22 protein-coding genes are annotated in these 14,538 nt (G+C 31.2%); 10 read left to right on the plus strand and 12 right to left on the minus strand.

Annotation, left to right across the window (positions count from 1 at the left end; genetic code table 11):
• Positions 1–18 precede the first annotated feature (18 nt).
• The 3 genes from VP90_RS07455 to VP90_RS07465 are packed head-to-tail and all read left to right on the plus strand — an operon-like array spanning position 19 to position 1,758.
• Entirely contained in the window at positions 19–825 is an 807-nt protein-coding gene (locus tag VP90_RS07455) for an inositol monophosphatase family protein (protein WP_262590483.1), read from the plus strand.
• Positions 822–1,385, plus strand: coding sequence for a DUF924 family protein (locus tag VP90_RS07460; RefSeq protein WP_262590484.1), 564 nt, complete (start codon positions 822–824; stop codon positions 1,383–1,385). The genes VP90_RS07455 and VP90_RS07460 overlap by 4 nt, the downstream gene beginning before the upstream one ends.
• A gap of 1 nt (position 1,386) precedes the next feature.
• Positions 1,387–1,758: a DUF952 domain-containing protein gene (locus VP90_RS07465; RefSeq protein WP_262590485.1), complete on the plus strand. Its 372-nt coding sequence runs from the start codon at positions 1,387–1,389 to the stop codon at positions 1,756–1,758.
• Here VP90_RS07465 and VP90_RS07470 read toward each other — a convergent pair.
• The 7 genes from VP90_RS07470 to VP90_RS07500 are packed head-to-tail and all read right to left on the minus strand — an operon-like array spanning position 1,737 to position 4,250.
• A complete protein-coding gene (locus tag VP90_RS07470; RefSeq protein ID WP_262590486.1) occupies positions 1,737–2,072 on the minus strand; it encodes a DMT family transporter in 336 nt (111 codons plus the stop codon). The two genes, VP90_RS07465 and VP90_RS07470, sit on opposite strands and share 22 nt — an antisense overlap.
• Position 2,073: 1 nt before the next feature.
• The gene (locus VP90_RS07475; protein WP_262590487.1) at positions 2,074–2,406 is read right to left on the minus strand and encodes a DMT family transporter; all 333 of its coding nucleotides are present in this window, start codon (positions 2,404–2,406) and stop codon (positions 2,074–2,076) included.
• A 38-nt stretch (positions 2,407–2,444) separates the two neighbouring features.
• Complete coding sequence (locus tag VP90_RS07480) at positions 2,445–2,765, minus strand: nuclear transport factor 2 family protein (RefSeq protein WP_262590488.1); 321 nt, start codon at positions 2,763–2,765, stop codon at positions 2,445–2,447.
• A 13-nt stretch (positions 2,766–2,778) separates the two neighbouring features.
• Positions 2,779–3,102 (minus strand): GYD domain-containing protein, encoded by a 324-nt coding sequence (locus tag VP90_RS07485; protein ID WP_262590489.1) that lies wholly within the window; start codon positions 3,100–3,102, stop codon positions 2,779–2,781.
• A gap of 26 nt (positions 3,103–3,128) precedes the next feature.
• Positions 3,129–3,419, minus strand: a complete 291-nt coding sequence (locus tag VP90_RS07490) for a hypothetical protein (protein ID WP_262590490.1) — start codon at positions 3,417–3,419, stop codon at positions 3,129–3,131.
• A 14-nt stretch (positions 3,420–3,433) separates the two neighbouring features.
• Positions 3,434–3,808 (minus strand): hypothetical protein, encoded by a 375-nt coding sequence (locus tag VP90_RS07495; protein ID WP_262590491.1) that lies wholly within the window; start codon positions 3,806–3,808, stop codon positions 3,434–3,436.
• 13 nt (positions 3,809–3,821) lie between these two features.
• Positions 3,822–4,250, minus strand: a complete 429-nt coding sequence (locus VP90_RS07500) for a hypothetical protein (RefSeq protein ID WP_262590492.1) — start codon at positions 4,248–4,250, stop codon at positions 3,822–3,824.
• 163 nt (positions 4,251–4,413) lie between these two features.
• On the opposite strand from VP90_RS07500, the gene VP90_RS07505 reads away from it, so the two are divergent.
• Positions 4,414–4,830, plus strand: coding sequence for a hypothetical protein (locus tag VP90_RS07505; protein WP_262590493.1), 417 nt, complete (start codon positions 4,414–4,416; stop codon positions 4,828–4,830).
• On the opposite strand, the gene VP90_RS07510 is transcribed toward VP90_RS07505, so the two are convergent.
• Both VP90_RS07510 and epsC read right to left on the minus strand, forming a co-directional pair.
• Positions 4,827–5,828, minus strand: a complete 1,002-nt coding sequence (locus tag VP90_RS07510; RefSeq protein WP_262590494.1) for a cysteine synthase A — start codon at positions 5,826–5,828, stop codon at positions 4,827–4,829. The genes VP90_RS07505 and VP90_RS07510 overlap by 4 nt on opposite strands.
• Positions 5,821–6,405 carry a serine O-acetyltransferase EpsC gene (epsC, locus tag VP90_RS07515; RefSeq protein ID WP_262590495.1) on the minus strand — a complete coding sequence of 195 codons (585 nt, stop codon included), beginning with the start codon at positions 6,403–6,405 and terminating at the stop codon, positions 5,821–5,823. Before epsC ends, VP90_RS07510 begins: the two co-directional genes overlap by 8 nt.
• Positions 6,406–6,478: 73 nt before the next feature.
• Here epsC and VP90_RS07520 point away from each other — a divergent pair, with 73 nt between their 5' ends.
• The 6 genes from VP90_RS07520 to VP90_RS07545 all read left to right on the plus strand — a co-directional run bounded on the left by VP90_RS07520 (position 6,479) and on the right by VP90_RS07545 (position 11,948).
• Positions 6,479–6,889, plus strand: coding sequence for a VOC family protein (locus tag VP90_RS07520; protein ID WP_145595791.1), 411 nt, complete (start codon positions 6,479–6,481; stop codon positions 6,887–6,889).
• Between the two features lie 92 nt (positions 6,890–6,981).
• Positions 6,982–7,944 (plus strand): glycine betaine ABC transporter substrate-binding protein, encoded by a 963-nt coding sequence (locus tag VP90_RS07525; protein WP_262590496.1) that lies wholly within the window; start codon positions 6,982–6,984, stop codon positions 7,942–7,944.
• A gap of 68 nt (positions 7,945–8,012) precedes the next feature.
• Positions 8,013–9,074 (plus strand): quaternary amine ABC transporter ATP-binding protein, encoded by a 1,062-nt coding sequence (locus VP90_RS07530; RefSeq protein ID WP_262590497.1) that lies wholly within the window; start codon positions 8,013–8,015, stop codon positions 9,072–9,074.
• Entirely contained in the window at positions 9,064–10,569 is a 1,506-nt protein-coding gene (locus VP90_RS07535; protein ID WP_262590498.1) for an ABC transporter permease, read from the plus strand. The genes VP90_RS07530 and VP90_RS07535 overlap by 11 nt, the downstream gene beginning before the upstream one ends.
• A gap of 9 nt (positions 10,570–10,578) precedes the next feature.
• Positions 10,579–11,196, plus strand: a complete 618-nt coding sequence (locus VP90_RS07540; protein WP_262590499.1) for a LysE/ArgO family amino acid transporter — start codon at positions 10,579–10,581, stop codon at positions 11,194–11,196.
• Positions 11,193–11,948 (plus strand): alpha/beta fold hydrolase, encoded by a 756-nt coding sequence (locus VP90_RS07545; protein ID WP_262590500.1) that lies wholly within the window; start codon positions 11,193–11,195, stop codon positions 11,946–11,948. Before VP90_RS07540 ends, VP90_RS07545 begins: the two co-directional genes overlap by 4 nt.
• Here VP90_RS07545 and VP90_RS07550 read toward each other — a convergent pair.
• The 3 genes from VP90_RS07550 to VP90_RS07560 are packed head-to-tail and all read right to left on the minus strand — an operon-like array spanning position 11,935 to position 14,509.
• Positions 11,935–12,600 carry an HAD-IA family hydrolase gene (locus VP90_RS07550; RefSeq protein WP_262590501.1) on the minus strand — a complete coding sequence of 222 codons (666 nt, stop codon included), beginning with the start codon at positions 12,598–12,600 and terminating at the stop codon, positions 11,935–11,937. The two genes, VP90_RS07545 and VP90_RS07550, sit on opposite strands and share 14 nt — an antisense overlap.
• On the minus strand, positions 12,597–13,478 hold the full coding sequence (locus VP90_RS07555; RefSeq protein WP_075505887.1) for a carbohydrate ABC transporter permease: 882 nt from the start codon (positions 13,476–13,478) through the stop codon (positions 12,597–12,599). The genes VP90_RS07550 and VP90_RS07555 overlap by 4 nt, the downstream gene beginning before the upstream one ends.
• A gap of 2 nt (positions 13,479–13,480) precedes the next feature.
• Positions 13,481–14,509 carry a carbohydrate ABC transporter permease gene (locus tag VP90_RS07560; RefSeq protein WP_262590502.1) on the minus strand — a complete coding sequence of 343 codons (1,029 nt, stop codon included), beginning with the start codon at positions 14,507–14,509 and terminating at the stop codon, positions 13,481–13,483.
• Between the last annotated feature and the right edge of the window lie 29 nt (positions 14,510–14,538).

Below are 14,538 nucleotides of genomic sequence, written 5' to 3' on the forward strand. Positions count from 1 at the left end.
AAATAGTAAGAATTCTTTGTGAATAATTTTGATACAAAAAAATATCCAGTATTTTCAAGTTTTTTAAACCAGTTAGCAAAAGATCTAACTAAATTTTATTATGCTAAGTTGGATAAGCCATTCAAGATAACCAATAAAATGAAAGGCAAAGGTTACGATCCAGTAACTACATCGGACAAAGCTTTTGAAAAGTTTATAAGGTCTAAAATTTCTAAAAGATTTCCAGATCATCAAATTATAGGTGAGGAATACGGTCACAAAAATACTAAAAGTGAATTTTCATGGGTAATAGACCCAATTGATGGAACTAGATCGTATGTTGTTGGTAATCCTAGTTGGAGTAATTTGATTTCATTAAATTATAATGGAGAGCCAATTTTAGGATTAGCAAATTTCCCTAAAATGAAAAAATATTACTTAAATGTAAATAAAAACACCGCATACGTTTTTGAAAATAATAAAAAAAGAAAACTTAAGGTTAATTCTAAACTAAATTTTGCAAATTCGAAGTTAGCTGCAGCTTTTCATAATCAATTAACCTTAAAACAACAATCCAAAATTCAAAAATTTATTAAACGAATGCAATTTCCATGTTTTGATGCTTTAACATATTGTCAACTAGCTGAAGGTAGATTGGAAATGGTTGCACAGTGTGCAAACAAGATTTGGGACATTCATCCAATAATGCCAATAGTGAGAGCAAGTGGGGCCATAGTAACTACGTGGGGTAATAGAAATCCTGTGGTAGGAGGGAATATTATTGTCTCAAATAATAAAGCAAATCATAAACAAATATTAAAATTATTAAAACCTTTAGCTGAATGATACCAGAACGAGCGCAATCAATTTTAGATTTCTGGTTTAAAGAAACTCCTTTTGAAATGAGATTTAAGAAGGATGATAAATTTGATCAAAAGATAAAAGATAATTTTTTAAAAGATTATGAACTTGCTTGTCAAAATGAATATGATGATTGGCAGGATAATCCTATGAGCTGTTTAGCTTTGGTAATTTTGTTTGATCAATTTTCAAGAAATATGTTTAGGGATGATAAAAAAGCATTTGCTCAAGATCAAAAAACTAGATTGATAGTAAATGATGCAGTGTATTCTGGATATTTAGAAGCTATGAATGTTGACCAAAGATTTTTTATGCTTTTACCTTTAATTCACAGTGAAGAAATTAGTGATCATGAAATGGCTTATTACTTATTAAATAAATATTTAAGGGAACATGAAGGATACAATAAGATTAAAAAATTTTGGCAAGACCACACTAAAGCAATTAGACAGTTTCATAGATATCCACATAGAAATGAAATTTTAGGAAGAGAGTCTACTGAAGAAGAACTAGAATTTTTAAAAGGACCAAACTCTTCCTGGTAAAATGAATTTAGAATTTATTTTTAAAGTCATAGATAAAGAAGAATGGCAAAAAGCTAAGCAATCAGGAACTTATGGTGGATCTGAAAAAGATATTAAAGATGGCTATATTCATTTCTCAGAAGAAGATCAGGTCGAGGAAACCTTAAAAAAACATTTCCCAAATAAAGAAAACCTAGTTTTATTGAGAGTAAATGCTTTTAAACTTGAACACTTACTTTGGGAACAAGCATCAAATGGTGATATGTACCCACATTTATATTCTCCATTAGATACAAGCACTGTTGTTAATGAATATGAGCTATCTTTAAATGAAGATGGAAGTTATAAACTTCCAGACATTTTAAAAAAATATCAATTTAATCGACCTAAGTAATTAACCATTACTACGCCAATAATAATTAAAGCAATTCCAATTATCCCATAAACATTAGGAACTTGGTTAAATTTTAATACCGCGAAAAGAACAACTCCTGTTACTGTCAAACCACTATAAATTGAATAAGCAAATCCAACAGGTATTGCATGCATCGCTTTTGCAATTGAAAACATTGTAATACACATAAAAAGGATACATAAAATTGAAGGAGTTAGCTTTGTAAAACCTTCAGAAATTTTAGCAAAACTGTTTGAAGCTATTCCAAAAATTATGCCATTAGCTAAAAATAAATATCCTATAAAAGGTTTCATATTATTTACTGCCTAACAAATTAACCATTAAAACTCCAATAATTATAAATGCTAGTCCGATCATGGAGTAAAGATTTGGAACTTGATTATATTTAATTACACCTACTATAACTGTTGCAATGATTGTTAACCCTGCAAATGAAGCGTAAGTGATACCCATTGGTATATTCTTCATCACTAATGAAAGTGCATACATGCACAAAACAATTGTAATTGCAGTAATTATACTTGGAAAGAGAAGAGTAAAACCTTCAGCACTTTTAGCAAAACTATTTGAGGTAACTCCTAGGAATACAGCAATACCTAGGAACAAGTATGAAGTAGCGAGACTCATTTAATAATATTAAATGAAATCCCGCTAAATATATATAATTATTTAGGCATTGGAGTAGCACCAGTTTCTAAACTAACAATTTTTCCATTGTCATATTTATAAACTGCCATTACTGCCTCAACATTTCCATCGTTAAATGTAACAAAAGCATGATGAATTCCAACTTCATCATTCTCATAAACAATTCTAACTTTATCTTGATTGATATCACCACTCATTGCCCATTTGATAACATCACCTTTTGTTAAAACATTTCCTGATTTATGCATTGTAAATCTAAAATCATCATGCAAGAGCTCATTCATAGCTGCTTCGTCTTTATTTTTTAATGCAGCACTATATTTTTCTAAGATAGACATTTATTCCTTTCGTTTATTCACCTGGTTTTTTAAAGTTTTTTCCAGCATCTGCAGCTTTGTTGAAAGTTTTATTATAATCAAATACCTCATGAATCATAATATCTTCCATTAAACCTGCGTTCATAATCGCAACTTTCATTCCAAGAACACTTTCGTAATCTCCTTCAATAACATTGATCACATCAAATCTTCCTCGAACCCACTCATAACTATGAAACTTTACTCCAACAGTATCACAAATAGATTTGATCGCTGCTCCTCTATCTGCATTAGGATCACTTTGCATTCTTTTTGCAAGATCACGACTGATCTTTCCAATAATATAAAATTTAGACATATTTTCTCCTTTCCTAATAGTTTAATTTAACCTTTATACTGTTCAAGAAAGTCATCACTCATTGGAGTTGTTACATTTTTTTCTAAATCAACTCCAGCTGCTGCTCTTTCTTTATGCAATTCCTCATCATTTTTGAAACCTTGCATACCTTCCATCGTGTCAAATTTTACAATAGTTATGAATTTAGTATCATCACTCTTTTCAGTTCCAGCGTACAAAAATGTCATTCCATATTTTTTAACCTTCTCTGAATTATTGTGAACCATCGCTTTCCATTTAGCAAAAGTTTCTATTGGTCCTTCTATTTTTACTATCATATTTTTATTCCTTCCTAATATAGAGTTTGAACTACTTTTTTAACTCTATCTTCTCCATTAGGCACTGTTGAGTTTACAAATTCATGACAGGCATTAGTTTTGTCCTCGTCAAATTTAGATCCATAAAACTTATCAACAGCTTTGTTTACTCCTTCATCCCATTGCTTTTCAGGAATTCCAAGTTCTAAAGCATAAGCTTTTAAAACTTTAACTGATGCCATAGATTTTTCTTTCATACTATATTCAAACGTTTCGCCAATTGGCAAGAAATAGTTAGCCATATAAATCCCACTACATTCCCAAGCTTTACTCTTGTCACTATCAGACATATCCGCGTGTACAGATGTTACAAATAAAATACTGAATAAAGTTATTATTATTTTTCTCATAATTTTCTAACCTCTATTCTATCGTGACAACAGTTGTTCCAGGAAATGTATATCCCACAACATAACTAAATAGCATTTGTTGAAATTCCTGTATCATTGGCCATTTGCTTCCAAGCTCTTGATGATTTTGAAAACCAGCAGGATTTTCATAATACTCAGTTAAAATAAAATACATATTTCCAGTCATACCTTGTGAAGGATCTGCAGGATTATTCCATTCAGGTCCTTTGATAACTGAATATGAATTTAATTTTTTTTCACCGGTCATTGGATGAGTTTCTTTCATCCATTTATGGTGTGTTTTCAACATTTCTTCAACTTTAGCTACATCACTAGCTGGAACTTTTAAAGTAATAGCAAACGCATTTGCTTTTGCATGGCCGTCAGCGTTAGCAATTGTAGTAAATAAACTAAGCACCAAAATTATTATTATTTTTTTCATTTTATCTTTCTTTTTAAGAATTAATTATAATTAATCGAAGACTGTTACATATTCATGACAAAGTCTCTCGTGTTTATAACGCGCGTCAGTTATGCAATTAAGGAGCACAAAAATTGCTGATTATGTTGTTTTATCTGATGATAAAATTTGATAGGGTTTTAATATGATCGAAAAATTTAATGGAATTTTTTATTTAATTGTATTTTTATTACATTTTATTGTTTTTGCTGTTTATGCATATCAAACCGTTTTCGCTACAAAGAAATTTTTAGATAAGTTCGGTATTGATGATACTGGTGCTGGAATGACCAGATTTTTTGGTTCTTTGTTTATAGGTGCTGTTGCGATGGCAATATGGGTTGGCTTTATTAGACCTGATGGTCTTCAAGGAACATGGGCATTTTTTAATTTAGTGTTTTTACAAAACCTTTCAGCTTTTATTGTTGGTATATATAATATTAAAATCAATAAGCTCGGTCACACACCACAAACATCTAATGAAGGAATTATTGCACCAGGTATTCTAACTTTGTTAAGTGCAATACTTTGTTACGGATTAGCAGATAAGATTTATATCTAAAACCAACTAGGTATTGGTAGACCTTTTTCTTCTAAGAATTTTTTATTGAACATTTTAGTTGCATATTTATCGCTTCTGTCACAAAGGATAGTAACGATAGTTTTACCAGGTCCTAATTCTTTTCCCATTCTAATAGCGCCAGCGATATTTATTCCACAACTAGTTCCTAAACTTAGACCCTCATTTTGAATTAAATCATAAAGAATAGGTAGAGCCTCATGGTCATCAATAGAGTAAGCATCATCAATTTTAGCCTCACCAAAGTTTGCTGTAACTCTACTTGAACCAATTCCCTCTGTTATAGATCCTCCTTCAGATTTTAATTCTCCATTCTTTATATAATTATAAAGAGCAGAACCTTTAGGATCTGAAAGGTAAATTTTGATATCTTTATTCTTTTCTTTTAATGCATTACTTACACCCGAAATGGTGCCCCCAGTTCCAGATGAACACACAAAACCATCTACCTTACCATCTGTCTGTTCCCAGATCTCTTGACCTGTTCCCTCATAATGACCTTTTGCATTTGCAGTATTATCAAATTGGTTAGCCCAAATAACTCCATTGTTATTTGAAGGTCTTAATTCATCTGCAAGTCTTGCAGCAACCTTTACAAAGTTATTCTCATCTTTATAGGGCTTCGGTTCAACTAATCTTAACTCAGCACCAAGGTTTCTTAGTAAATCTTTTTTCTCTTGAGTTTGATTGTCATTCATTACAATAATCGTTTTGTAACCTAAAGAATTTCCCAAAAGACCCAATCCAATTCCAGTGTTTCCAGCTGTACCTTCAACAACAGTTCCACCTTTAGAAATCAATTTTTTTTCTTGTGCATCTTTAATTAATGCAAGTGCGGCTCTATCTTTTACAGATCCGCCTGGATTTAAAAATTCTGCCTTACCATAAATATTGCAACCAGTAATCTCTGATGCAGCTCTAAGTTTTATAAGTGGAGTATTTCCAATTCCAGAAATAAAATCGTTTTGTGTATTATTCATTTTCTGATTTTTTATCACTATCAGGAGTAATTCCGTAAGGTTTAAATTCACTATCAGCTATTCCAACATTCTTAGCAGGAATTCCAACCATCACTGCATTTTCAGGAACATCTTTTGTAATTACTGCGTTTGCTCCAATTTTTGCACATCGTCCAACAGTTACTGGACCTAACACTTGCGCTCCTGATCCAATCACTACTTCATCTTTAATTGTTGGATGTCTTTTCATGTTTCTTTGATCGTTTGAATTTATACTTGGTGCAATTCCACCCAATGTAACCATATGGTAGATAGTAACATTATCACCAATATCTGAAGTTTCACCAATCACAACTCCCATACCATGATCTATAAATAAATTTTTTCCAATTTTTGCATTAGGATGAATTTCAATTCCAGTTAAGAATCTTGAAAATTGAGAAATGATTCTTGCAACGAGATAAAATTTAGCAGTACTAAAAAAATTAGCTATACGATGAAAGAATACTGCTTTGACGCCTGGATAGGTTAAAATCAAACTAAGCTTTGATTTTGCTGCAGGATCTCTATCAATTATCGATTGTAAATAATCATTCATTGTATTTTATGCTCACTTGAAATTTTAATAAGTGGCTTATATAGTCATTAAATTCTTTTATTAAAGATTAATTATGTACAAAAACACTAATTGTTTTCATTTAGCTATACCTTGTGGTGATCTAGAGGTTGCAAAAAAATTTTACAGCGAAACTTTAGGATGTAGATTGGATAATTCTGCACAAGAGTGGGCCGATGTTGACTTTTGGGGTAATGAATTAACACTTCATAAAAGTGATCATAAATTAGATAATGAAAGACATGATGTGGACATGGGAAATGTGTCGGTACCCCATTTTGGTGTACACTTATCTCGAAAAGATTTTGATGCACTTAAACAAAGATTAAAAGATAGTGGCACTAAATATTATGATGAACCATACTTAAGATTTAAAGGCACTAAGTATGAACAAGAAACATTCTTTGTAAAAGACCCTAACGAAAATATACTAGAGATTAAAACTCTTACATCTAACCCAGAATAGTAAAAATACATCTAATTTTTAGATACTTATTTTCTTTGACACCTTCTCTCAATTCGCGTTAGACTTTATTTATAAATAATTAAGGAGAGATAATGAAAATAATCAAATCTACACTTGTAGCTGGATTAATTTCAATTTTATCAATTTTCTCTGCAAACGCAGAAAAAGTTAAAATTGGAGATCCAGGTTGGACAGGTGCAACTGCAATTGCAAATTTACTTGCTGCAGTAGTTATAGACAAAATGGGTGGTGAAGCAGAATTAGTTCCTGGAAACAATACTGCAATTTATGCAGCAATTGACAGAGGAAAAGGTGAAATCGATGTTCACCCTGATATTTGGTTACCAAACCAAGAAGCTTACACTAATGATTTAGTTCCAAAAGGAACTTTAAAATTAAGCAGCAAACCATATGAAGGAAACCAAGGTTATTGTGTTTCACAGCAGTTTGCTAAAAAAATGAACATTACAGCTATTGAAGACTTAGCTAGACCAGAAGTTGTTAAAGCAATGGACAGTGATGGAAATGGTAAAGGTGAGTTTTGGATTGGTGCTGATGGTTGGGCTTCTGCAAATGTTAACCAGGTTAAATTAAGAGACTATGGTTTATATGATGCTGGTATCGAAGCAGTTAGAGCTGCTGAAGCAGTTAAAAATGCAAGAGTACTAGACTCAATCAAAAAAGGTGAAGGTTATGCATTCTATTGTTACAAACCTCATGCAATTTGGGGAATGGCTGACGTAGTAATGTTAACAGAACCAAAATATGATCCTGCGAAATATAAAATGATTCAACCTAAAGCAGATGCTGACTGGTACAAGAAATCTTATGTTGCATCAAAAGATGCTCTTAAGCAAATCCAAATCGGTTGGGCTACTTCTTTAGAGAGTCAATCACCAGCAATTGTAGAATTCTTTAAGAATTTTCAATTAACAGCTGATGATGTTTCTGCAATGGCTTATGCAGTTTCAGTTGAGAAAAAAGATCCAGCTGATGTAGCAAGAGCTTGGATGGAAGCAAATAAATCAACTGTAGACGGTTGGTTAGGACTATAATCTAAATCAAAATCTATACTCGGCAATTTAAGATTGCCGAGTATATTTTCCTATAATAAAAGACAAAAATGGATTCATCGAGTTCAGCAATACAAATTCAAAATATTTGGAAAGTATTTGGCAATACTTCTAAAGAAGCATTAGATGCAATCCAAAATAAAAAAATTTCAAAAACAGAAGCCTTAGAAAATTACAACTCAGTTATTGGTGTTTCAGATGTTTCATTTGATGTTAAACAAGGTGAAATATTCTGTGTAATGGGGCTTTCTGGAAGTGGAAAATCTACATTAGTTAGGCATATTAATAGACTTTTAGAACCAACATCAGGTAAAATTTTAATTAATGGTCAGGATGTAATGGCCTTAGATAGAGAAAACCTTCAAGAATTAAGAAACAAAAAAATAGGAATGGTTTTTCAAAACTTTGCACTAATGCCTCATAGATCTGTTGTTGATAACATTGCAATGCCGCTTGAGATAAGAGGTGTAAGCAAAAATGATAGATTAGACGCTGCAAATAAAATTTTAGAAATTGTAGAGCTACAAGGTTGGGGTAATAAGTTTGCTCACGAACTATCTGGAGGAATGCAACAAAGGGTAGGTCTTGCAAGAGCGCTAGCAGCTGATCCAGAGTTTCTGTTAATGGACGAACCTTTTAGCGCATTAGATCCACTGATTAGAAGACAGCTTCAGGCTGAATTCATCAAACTCTCAAAACAAATGAAAAAAACTACAGTATTTATTACTCATGATTTAGATGAAGCAGTAAGAGTAGGACACAGAATTGCAATAATGAGAGATGGAAAAGTTATCCAAATAGGTACACCTGAAGAAATAGTTGTAAGTCCTGCAGATGAATATGTTGCCGACTTTGTAAAAGGAATTTCAAGACTTAAAGTTGTTCAAGCAAAAACAATTATGCAATCCATTGAGGGTTACGAGAGCACTAATGGAAAATTAAATGAAAACTGCAACAGTGTTGGAGAAAATGAATTATTAAGCAAGCTCATTGAGTTATCAAAATCTAGTGAAGGACCATTGTTAGTTAAAGATAATAATCAAAATAATGTTGGTGTGTTAACACAATCAGATCTTTTAAAAGCGGTTATAGAGGGTGGAGATGGAGAATAAACAAATTCATAATCCAACCAGATCAGAATTAATTACAGATTTTGTAAAATCTAATCCTGAATATTATATTAAAGAATTTCAAAAAATTGGAAGCAAACCTTCTTTTTCTTTTTCATTTAATTTGTATGCTGGAATTCTAGGGCCAATTTGGTTTGGAATGAGAAATATTTGGAATTGGGCTTTAGCTTTTCTAATTATTGAAACTTTTTCTGTTGTTCAAATAATAAGAGGTTTGTTCGGTAATATTACTAAAGAAGCTGTAGAAAAAATCAAACAAGTTGAGTCAACAATAGCTTTTAGAAACAAACAGTTAGAAGCAGCTATTACAAATAATCCAGACAAAGTTGAGGTTTATAAAAGAAATATCAAATCACTAGAAGATGCAATGCAAGGCTACATAGATGAAGTAGCAAAGATTGAGGCATCAGCTATTTGGATTACAATTTTTGGTATTGGATTGTTAATTGCTGTTAAAGTTGTTCAAGGAATACTAGCCAACTCGATATTAGAAAAAAGATATTCAGAATGGTTATCAGACAAAACTCTAAGACCTGGAATGCAAGTTAAGAATTTTGTCTCGAGTACAATGTTTTCTGCAGTTATTATGTTTTTTTCTGTAGTGCATTATAGTTTTCCTGGTGTCATTACATTAATGGATGACTTCCCAACTCATCCAGATATCAGGTTAACATCAATAAAATGGGTAGAAACAATCTTCGATTATGCTGTATTAAAAGGAGATGCGTTATTTACAGCAATTACAATTGGAATTAGATCAGTACTAGATTTCTTAGAGTTACTATTTGTAAAAACTCCTTGGATAGTAATTATAACAACCATTGTAACCTTAACTGGATTAGCAGCAGGACCTCGAGCTGCAATATATTCAGCAGGATTTTTATGTTACATGGGATTTTTAGGTTTCTGGGTTAAAGCTATGACAACATTAGCTCTTTTAGGAACAGCAGCAGTGTTAAGTATTGTAATTGGTATTCCTCTAGGAATTTTTTGTGCAAGGCGACAAAGATTTTATTCAATGATCAGACCAATTATGGATTTCATGCAAACAATGCCTGCTTTCGTATTCATGATTCCTGTTATAGCATTTTTTGGAACCGGAAAAGTTGCAGCAGTTATTATTACAATGATATTTGGTGGAACACCTGTAGTTAGACTAACAGTTCTTGGTTTAAGAGGAGTGCCTGAAACAATTAGAGAAGCTGCAATCGCTTATGGTGCATCCAAATGGTATTTGCTTAGAAAAGTAGATTTACCATTAGCAACTCCATCTATATTAGCAGGTGTTAACCAAACAGTAATGTTAAGTTTAGCAATGGTAGTTGTAGCATCATTAATTGGAGCCAAAGGTTTAGGTCAAGATGTATTAGAAGCACTTCAATACGCAAATGTAGGGCAAGGTATTTTAGCAGGTGTTGCTATATTATTTGTAGCTCTTATTCTTGATAGAGTTGTTCAGGGTAGAAAAAGAGTTTAAGAAAAATCAATGGAATACGCACTGTTAGGTTTTTTTACTGGCCTAAGTTTAATTTTAGCAATTGGTGCTCAAAACATTTTTGTAATTGAACAAGGTTTAAAAAAACAACATGTATTTCTAGTTTGTTTTATTTGCTCAGTCTCTGATTTAATATTAATTTTTTTTGGAATTTTTTTATTTCATTTTTTTAATCAATATTTTAATCCAATAGTAGAATTTATTTTTAACCTTCTTTTAGTGGTTTTTTTAATTCACTTTATTTATTCAAAAATTAAAACTCATTACAAAGAAGTTAATTTTCAAAGTGATGTTAGCACAGTATCAAGGTTAAATATTTTCTTAAAAACATTGGGGTTCACATATTTAAATCCACATGTTTACTCGGATACGGTTTTTATTCTTGGAAATTTCTCTAAGAACTACTTATTAAATCAAAAACTTTCATTTGCGATAGGCGCATCTTTAGCCTCTTTTTTATTTTTTTTTATTCTAGGATATTTATCAAATTACCTTTCTAAGTATGCTAATGACAAAAAAATATGGCAGGTAATAAATATATTCATCATAGTTTTTATGAGTTTTTTAGTTTTGTTTATTTTAAAGGAAATGATAATTAAGCTTTTATGAGTAATATTTTTGTAGATGATAAAGGTGAAGGTTTTCCATTTGTTTTAGTACATGGATATTTAGGCTCCTCAGAGATGTGGTGCTTTCAAAAAGATTACTTTTCAAAAAATTTTAGAGTTATTGCACCAGCACTTCCTGGTTTTGGTGAAAGTCATAGTGCACAATCATTAAATTCTATTAATGCGATGGCAAAAAAAATCATTGAAATACTAGATGAAAAAAAAATCGAAAAATTTAATTTAATTGGACATTCAATGGGTGGAATGATTGTTCAAGAAATAACAAAATTAATTGGTGATAGAGTTAATAAATTAATCTGTTTTGCAACAGGATCTATTGGAGATATCCCCGGTAGATTTGAAACCATGGACGAAACAAGAGAGAAACTTAAGAAAGAGGGTGCTGAAGTATCATTTTCAAGAGTTCCACCTAAATGGTTTGTAAAAGGGGATAAAGATAAAAATTATTTTTTATGTGCTAATGCAGTTAAAAATGTTTCATTAGAAACTGCTGATAACGCCTTGCTTGCAATGAAAAATTGGAGAGGTATTGATAATTTAAAAAACATTAAAAATGACACCTTAATTATATGGGGTGATAAAGACATCTCCTACAATTTTCAACAAGTCGACACGTTAAATAAAAATATTAAAAATAGTAGACTAGAAATATTTGAAAATTGCAGTCACAATGTTCACTTAGAAGAACCAGATAGATTTAATAATCTGGTAAATGATTTTATCTCAGAATAATATTTTTATTTAATTTCTCTAATTTTTTAAAAGCGTTCTTAAACTTTTTGTTTAAGTGAAACTTTCCTGGAAAAATGATGCATTTAATTTTTGCATTAATTGCTGAATTCAAACTTTCTTGAGAATCCTCAATAGCTAAACATTCCCTAGGTTTTAATTTAAGCTTTTTTAATGCAAGAAGGTATATGTCTGGTTTTGGTTTTAAATTTTTAACCAATTTTGAATTTCCAATAAAGTCAAAGTTTTTTTGACTAATTGATTTTCTTAATGAGAAAAGAATAGAATTAATATTATTTTTTGAGGTAGAGGTTACAAAAGCTAATTTAATTTTTTCTTTATTACAAAGATTAATTATATTTTTAACACCTGGTCTTAATTTAAAATGATTTTTCTTTAAGTAATTATTGAATAGTTTAGTTTTTAAATCTCTTAATTGCTTAGCATTAACTTTAATACCTTTTGTTCTTGCATATTCTGTTATTCTATCTTTACCACCTGATTTGTTTAGAAGTTTGATATATTCTTTTTTAGTCCAATACCAATCCAATCCTTTTTTTTTAAAAGCTTCATTAAAGGATTTTCTCTGAATTTCTGATGTTTCAACAAGGGTTCCAATAGAACCGAATAACAAAGCTTTGTAATATTTCTTCAACCTTTTACAGCTCCAGTAGTTAAACCACTGATAACTTGTCTCTGGAAGAACATGACCAACATAAATAATGGTGCCGTTGCAGAAACTACTGCTGAAACTGCCCACATTAGATTACCCTCATGTTGGTTAGTTCCTAAATAACTTTGTATCTTTGGAACCATTGTATGATTTTCTTGATTAAGTAGTAAAGCCGTTACAGTGAAATCATTGTAAGCAAGCATTAAACTAAATAATCCAGCAGTAATAACTCCAGGCCACATCACTGGCATTATGATATGTCTAAATGCTTGAAAATATGAACATCCATCAATCAACGCACTTTCATCAAGCTCTTTTGGAATTGTTTTAAAGAATGAATAGAGTAACCATAAAGTAAATGGTTGATTAATAGCAACTAAAACAACAATAGTTGTTGGTAGTATGCCCCATATTTGTAATTCAAAAAATGGAAATAGATAACCCGAGACTAGAGTTATATGTGGCATAGCTCTAAAGATTAAAGCTGCCATTAAAATCCAAAATGCATATTTCTCAGTTGATCTTGAAAGAGCGTACGCTCCTAAAGTTCCCAAAAACAATGAAATACTAACAACAAACACAGTAACAATAATGGTATTTTTGGATGCTTTCCAAAATTCACCCTCAAACCATGCTTCATGATATGCATTTGTTGTAAATTTTTCTCCAGTTTCAATTAAAGTGTTGAATGCAGAAACAGCGTACCACCAATCTGACCTTGAGAAAAAATCTGCTCTTACTTTAAATGATCCCCAAAAAGTCCAGATGAATGGAAAGCATGCAACTAACAACCAAGAAATAATGAATATGGTATTAAATGTTTTTAAAGTATTTGATTTTTTATCTAAACCGTAATCCATATTTATCTCGCAGTTTTAAATTCTTTCCATGTTCTAACTAATACAGGGGCAAGCAAAATAGCTATTCCGATGATTGTCATCATTGATGTCGCTGCAGCAGAACCAAATAAAATCACTTCTTCATTTACCAGGTTATCGTAAATTAACCATGAAAGAGATTGCGCACTACCTTCAGCACTAAAACCTATAATTGGTTCAAATACTCTAAAATTGTCCATTAATGAAATTAATGCAACAAATGTTACCACTGGGTAAATATGAGGGAGCACAATATGTTTAATTCTCTGAAATCTAGAAGCACCATCAATAATTGCAGCTTCAATTGGTTCTTGAGGAACTGTTTGAAGCGCAGCATAGAAAACTACAAATGCAAAAGGGGAGTGATGCCAAATTCCATATATAATAATTGTTATCCACGTGAGGGTTTTAGAGGATTTCAAAGACAAATATGGATCATTCATTAAATTTTGAATATTAGCTCCAATTATTCCTTGAGAGTCTATCATCCAGAATAATACTAACGACCCAACTAATGGAGTTACAATCATTGGCAAAATAGTACCAAAAATTAAAGGACCTCTAATTTTTCTTGAGATTGCGTTTAAACTCAAAGCTATAATAAAACCTAATAACAAAACATTTGGAGTTACAAATATACAATAAGTTAATGTAAAGATTAGCGCTTTATAAAATGGTAGATTGGTTACTTGATCAACAAATTCACCAAAAGTTTCTGTTTCATTCCAAAATTTTTTTATTTCCTCTGTTGCTAAATGGTTTCTATCTATATACGTCCCAAAACCATTAAATTTCCCCAAAGGTTTTGCTTCTCTAATTTTAGTAGTTGCTTCATTGTCGACTACAATTGAAACAGTACAGCCAAATGGATCACATTTTTTAACTTCTTTAACTACTTGATCATGCTGAGCATAAAAGGATTGAACTCCAGTAGAAATGATAGGAAGCCCAATAAATAGGACCATTGCTAATCCTGTTGGTAAAAAAAACCAAAAAAAAGTTTTATTAGGCATGAAAATTTTAGTTAAGTGGGGATCAAGTC

Source organism: Candidatus Pelagibacter ubique HIMB140 (genome assembly GCF_025558165.1).
Taxonomy (GTDB): Bacteria; Pseudomonadota; Alphaproteobacteria; order Pelagibacterales; family Pelagibacteraceae; genus Pelagibacter; species Pelagibacter ubique_T.

Bases quoted from the DNA above. Each gene is read 5' to 3' on its own strand.
- VP90_RS07460 (WP_262590484.1), top strand. From the start codon at position 822: ATGATACCAGAACGAGCGCAATCAATTTTAGATTTCTGGTTTAAAGAA.
- VP90_RS07465 (WP_262590485.1), top strand. From the start codon at position 1,387: ATGAATTTAGAATTTATTTTTAAAGTCATAGATAAAGAAGAATGGCAA.
- VP90_RS07470 (WP_262590486.1), bottom strand. From the start codon at position 2,072: ATGAAACCTTTTATAGGATATTTATTTTTAGCTAATGGCATAATTTTT.
- VP90_RS07475 (WP_262590487.1), bottom strand. From the start codon at position 2,406: ATGAGTCTCGCTACTTCATACTTGTTCCTAGGTATTGCTGTATTCCTA.
- VP90_RS07480 (WP_262590488.1), bottom strand. From the start codon at position 2,765: ATGTCTATCTTAGAAAAATATAGTGCTGCATTAAAAAATAAAGACGAA.
- VP90_RS07485 (WP_262590489.1), bottom strand. From the start codon at position 3,102: ATGTCTAAATTTTATATTATTGGAAAGATCAGTCGTGATCTTGCAAAA.
- VP90_RS07490 (WP_262590490.1), bottom strand. From the start codon at position 3,419: ATGATAGTAAAAATAGAAGGACCAATAGAAACTTTTGCTAAATGGAAA.
- VP90_RS07495 (WP_262590491.1), bottom strand. From the start codon at position 3,808: ATGAGAAAAATAATAATAACTTTATTCAGTATTTTATTTGTAACATCT.
- VP90_RS07500 (WP_262590492.1), bottom strand. From the start codon at position 4,250: ATGAAAAAAATAATAATAATTTTGGTGCTTAGTTTATTTACTACAATT.
- VP90_RS07505 (WP_262590493.1), top strand. From the start codon at position 4,414: ATGATCGAAAAATTTAATGGAATTTTTTATTTAATTGTATTTTTATTA.
- VP90_RS07510 (WP_262590494.1), bottom strand. From the start codon at position 5,828: ATGAATAATACACAAAACGATTTTATTTCTGGAATTGGAAATACTCCA.
- epsC (WP_262590495.1), bottom strand. From the start codon at position 6,405: ATGAATGATTATTTACAATCGATAATTGATAGAGATCCTGCAGCAAAA.
- VP90_RS07520 (WP_145595791.1), top strand. From the start codon at position 6,479: ATGTACAAAAACACTAATTGTTTTCATTTAGCTATACCTTGTGGTGAT.
- VP90_RS07525 (WP_262590496.1), top strand. From the start codon at position 6,982: ATGAAAATAATCAAATCTACACTTGTAGCTGGATTAATTTCAATTTTA.
- VP90_RS07530 (WP_262590497.1), top strand. From the start codon at position 8,013: ATGGATTCATCGAGTTCAGCAATACAAATTCAAAATATTTGGAAAGTA.
- VP90_RS07535 (WP_262590498.1), top strand. From the start codon at position 9,064: ATGGAGAATAAACAAATTCATAATCCAACCAGATCAGAATTAATTACA.
- VP90_RS07540 (WP_262590499.1), top strand. From the start codon at position 10,579: ATGGAATACGCACTGTTAGGTTTTTTTACTGGCCTAAGTTTAATTTTA.
- VP90_RS07545 (WP_262590500.1), top strand. From the start codon at position 11,193: ATGAGTAATATTTTTGTAGATGATAAAGGTGAAGGTTTTCCATTTGTT.
- VP90_RS07555 (WP_075505887.1), bottom strand. From the start codon at position 13,478: ATGGATTACGGTTTAGATAAAAAATCAAATACTTTAAAAACATTTAAT.
- VP90_RS07560 (WP_262590502.1), bottom strand. From the start codon at position 14,509: ATGCCTAATAAAACTTTTTTTTGGTTTTTTTTACCAACAGGATTAGCA.